The organism is Putridiphycobacter roseus, assembly GCF_003234935.1.
Taxonomy (GTDB): domain Bacteria; phylum Bacteroidota; class Bacteroidia; order Flavobacteriales_D; family Crocinitomicaceae; genus Putridiphycobacter; species Putridiphycobacter roseus.
Genome location: NZ_QKSB01000034.1, coordinates 1 through 2,953, shown reverse-complemented (window position 1 = coordinate 2,953; position 2,953 = coordinate 1). Strand labels below are relative to the sequence as shown.

At 29.2% G+C, this 2,953-nt stretch carries 3 protein-coding genes; all 3 read left to right on the top strand.

The genetic code is table 11. The features are described 5' to 3' along the window. Positions 1 to 97: 97 nt before the first annotated feature. The gene (locus DNU06_RS17300; RefSeq protein ID WP_111064760.1) at positions 98 to 661 is read left to right on the top strand and encodes a hypothetical protein; all 564 of its coding nucleotides are present in this window, start codon (positions 98 to 100) and stop codon (positions 659 to 661) included. A 19-nt stretch (positions 662 to 680) separates the two neighbouring features. Beyond that, entirely contained in the window at positions 681 to 1,139 is a 459-nt protein-coding gene (locus DNU06_RS17295; protein ID WP_111064759.1) for a hypothetical protein, read from the top strand. Between the two features lie 209 nt (positions 1,140 to 1,348). Beyond that, positions 1,349 to 2,809: a T9SS type A sorting domain-containing protein gene (locus DNU06_RS17290; RefSeq protein ID WP_111064758.1), complete on the top strand. Its 1,461-nt coding sequence runs from the start codon at positions 1,349 to 1,351 to the stop codon at positions 2,807 to 2,809. The last annotated feature ends 144 nt before the right edge of the window (positions 2,810 to 2,953 follow it).

Sequence of the window (2,953 nt, the reverse complement as noted above, 5' to 3'; positions counted from 1 at the left end):
AAATAAAACAGCATGTAACAATATGTATATTGCATAGCTGCCCTTCGGGCTAGCAACGACAACATACACAAACGTTATAGCCTATAGAAAACCATACATGAGAGCAATTTTAAATTTAAAGCACTGGCAATTATTTATTATATTATCACTTCCAGCCTTCATAACATATATCCATCCAATTGTAGATAAAATTATTCCAATCCTTTCTTTCTCTTGCTTCTTTTTCTGGGTTTACTCTATAGCAACAGTATTATCTAAAAATTTACTAAAAGACGAAAAGCCAAAAACTAACTATTATAAGTTTTCATTTCTACTGATTATTCTTTTTTACAGTTCTATTGCTTTTACAACCGATTATGGACTACAGATAAATACTGGCAATTATACGGAATACGGAATTTGGCTCTGGCCTCTTATAATTTTGATATTGTTAGTAATATGGAGTATCATGTATATATTTTATTTCACCGCTAAAATAATTTCGCTTTCAAATATTAAGATAACTGGCACAAATGACAGTATCACAATTAATTATTTCTTTGCGTTTTTATTCAATGCTTTTGGAGTTTGGATTATTCAACCTAAGCTTCAAGAACTCCTTTCAGCCAATGAAGTAGCTATAGATGAAAGAGTAACTCAAGAACAGGATAGAAATATTTAAACTTTAGCATCCATATAAAATGAAAATAATCATACTACTAATAGCGTTAACATCTTTCTCTTACTTTGCTGTTTCTCGTGTGCCAAAAATCGAAAAGATTAAAAAGAAATTAGACGGTGTTTGGTTCCAAGATTTTGTATTGATGTTTGACAATAATTTGAAGTTTGAGGATACTTTAAAAGGAGGATTATTTCAAGAAGAGGCCTACCTCGGTTTCACAATAGAGGGCAATTCTGTAGAAGAAAATTCGATTTCAAAAGAAAATCTTGAAGTTAGAACTACTGGTTTTTCTTCGGGACCTTGGGGAATAGAACTAATAAAAAATAAAACAATTATTCGTTTAGATTGCGAAGGTGTTTTAACTTGTGGAACCTATGAAATAATATCTTTTAAAAGGAATGAGATGATACTGCGAAGTTTCTGTAAAGATGTTGCGTGCGGGTATTATGACTACTATTTTAAACGAATTAAAAAGTAAAAAAAACAGGCTATAACAACAAGCATATTTCATAGCTGTTTCGTACCTTACAGCAACGAAAACATGCTCAAACGTTATAAGCAATGCGAGTTGTTGAAAAAAGTGAAAAAGACTTAAGAAAAACCAGAATTTGAATCTCTAAACTTGTTTTAAATCATCTTCTAATTGCTAATTGTTTTTTATTGTGTCCCTTATTTAAAAATTTTTTAATGAAAAAATCACTTCTTCTAATTTTAATATTTATTCCCATTATTACTTATTCTCAAGTCAATACAATTGAAGCAACTTCAAAAAGAGATTTAATTGTTCACTTAGAACAATATAACGGTGATTTGTATTACTACAACAGTAGGAAGTATAATTCTGAATATGTAAGTACAGACATAAATCCTGAAATTACAGGGAATTTAGCTTATTTTGATTTTGTGAATAAAATCACAATAAAAACGCCTATCTTCTCAAAAGTAGACTCAATAAATACTATTGCTTTAATTATTCAAGATAATTATAACAGTATGTATACAATTCGCTCTTTTTGGAATAGTCCGAATGATATTAATCCAGAATTTTTTCTTGAGAAACGCTCACAAAACTTATCAATGGTTTTAGAATCCAATCAAATCTATCTTTCAGGAAATATTGATAAAATTGTAAGTGCTTTTTTTGATGAAAATGATGTTTTACATATGAAAGGACTCCAACCATATCCAAGTTTTCAAAGCAATTATTATTCTATTTATAATAATAATACTATTCTTGAATTTCCAATTAATGCATTTGTTGACTTTTATGACTTTCATCCAATTAACGATAGTACATACTTAACATTTTATTATGATACTCAACAAATCATCTATCATAAAAATGACACTTTTGAAATAATAAATGCTGTTGACTTATTAAATCATAGCCATTTTATCAATGAAAAAAGTGTCATCAATGAAAATACTCTATTTATAAATGGCCGCATAAGTCAAGGTGTATTTGGCCAACCTTCTAGACATGTGGTTTATAAACACAAAATTAATTCTGATACGGCCATTGCTATTTTTATTGATAGCATTCCTACTCAAGACGTTTTATCAGCTCATTTTGCAATTGATTTAATCGATTCTAATTATGTCTACTCTGGGTCAAGTTTTGGAGGTTGCTCTGTCACTGATGGTTATAATTGTCTTTCTTCTTTTAAAATTTATTGTTTAACTTCCGACGGAAACTTAAACTGGGAAAAATCTTTTGGAGGTGATGGTAACAACCTTTTACAACATATTTACGCTACACCGGACACTGGATGTCTTGCTCTTTTTTACAGATATGTAGAAGAAGATTCAGCTAGAAATGGTGATATGTACTGGGTTAAATACGATAAATACGGAAATGAGGACCCCGATTATTTAAGCGAGTTCTTCTTGTCAACACCAATTATTCCAAGTAATAAGGAAAACATTCATTTATTTCCTAATCCCACAAAAGGAATAATAAATTTTAAAGGTATTCAAAACGGTAAAACAATTGAACTTAAAATCTACAACATGATGGGGCAATTGGTATTTAATGAAAAAATTGAATCTAGCAATGTAGATATTTCCCATTTAAATTTAGGCTCATACATTTACCAACTTAAGTCCAATGAAACAGTTCTTAAAAAAGGAAAAATAATTAAGATTTAAAAGCTTATAACAAAATTTAAAATTCATAATTGCTAAGTACCTTAGCAACAACGAAATTTTACACAGCCGTTATAAGCAATTCCTTCCTTTGTGGAAAAAACAAATAATTACTTTAAGCTAAAGTTTAATTAGCTGAAAAAAATA